1 protein-coding gene is annotated in these 1,181 nt (G+C 64.3%); it reads right to left on the bottom strand.

What is annotated here, in order from left to right; genetic code table 11:
- Nucleotides 1–153: 153 nt before the first annotated feature.
- Nucleotides 154–1,181: putative zinc-binding metallopeptidase (locus EN879_RS36590; protein ID WP_127274750.1), on the bottom strand; the 1,028-nt coding region annotated here is incomplete at its 5' end.

Here is a 1,181-nt window from a genome sequence, read left to right as displayed (position 1 = left end):
GGTGACGGCTGAGACGGCGGTGTCGGCAAACGCGGCGCCCGACATCACGGTCAGCATTCCGGCGACCGCCGGAAACAACAGGGATTTCATGGTTTCTCTCCGTTTTCATGGTCCCTCGCCAGCGAAAACGGGGCAGCAGCTCATGCGTTCCCGCTAAAGCGCCTGTGCCAACTCACGATTTGTTCCCTGTTCTCCAGGCAAATCGGTCAGAAGTTCGTGAACGAAGTCCAATTTCCGCGCCGTGACGTCCGAAATGACAAAGGGATAGAGGTCCGGCAGGCCCATGCAGCGGTTGATCGAATTGGAGGCTTCCGACAGCACCAGCCAGCGGGCCAGGATCTTTTCGAAAGACTCGGGCGCGGTCGGCGGCTCCGAGGGTGCGGCCTGCAATTCGCCGCCTGTGTCGCCGCGCGGCAAGTCGTTGGCCTCCACCGTCTCCAGCCGGCCGAGCGGAAAGTTCAGTGCGTGCACCATTTCCAGCGTGTCGGTGATGTGCAGGTGGTGAGCCCAGGTCTCGGCCCAGTCCTCCCATGGATGCGAGGTCGCATAGGCCGAGATGTGGCCTTGCTGCCAGTCGGGCGGCGCACCATTGGCATAATAGGCCTTCAGCGCCTGTTCGTAATCGGCGCGGTCATCGCCGAACAGTGCGCGGAAAGCTTCGAGCCGGTGCGGATCGTCGCGGATCAGGCGGTCCCAATAATAGTGCCCAAGCTCATGACGGAAATGACCGAGCAAGGTGCGGTAGTTCTCGCCCATCTCGACGCGGCGCTTTTCGCGCTCGGCCGAATCCGCCTCGGCGACGTTGAGCGTGATCAGGCCATTGTCGTGGCCGGTCAGGATCCGCTCGCCGCCGGGGCCGCCGCCGATCGGATCGGCGAGGAAGTCGAAGGCCAGCCCGATCTCGTCGGCGGGGTTCTGCTTGGGCGCCACCGGCAGCCCGAAGGCCAGCAGCGAATAGATGGCGCGCTTCTTCGCCGCTTCGACACGGATCCAGCGGCGGCGGTTGCCGTCGACGGAGAGATCCGGGATCAACTGGTTGAGCGCACAGGCGCGGCAAAAGGCGTGTCCGGGCTCGGCCATCCAGTTGCAGGCGCATTCATCGGCGTTGGTGCACTGGAAGATGCCGTCGGCGCTCGCCAGCGCGAAACAGGCGTGCTCGGGATCGTAGAGCACGGGGGTCC

The organism is Mesorhizobium sp. M7A.F.Ca.AU.002.02.1.1, from assembly GCF_003998535.1.
Classification (GTDB): domain Bacteria; phylum Pseudomonadota; class Alphaproteobacteria; order Rhizobiales; family Rhizobiaceae; genus Mesorhizobium; species Mesorhizobium ciceri.
Note: the sequence above shows the minus strand (reverse complement) of the source record. Positions and strands in the feature narration are given on the sequence as shown.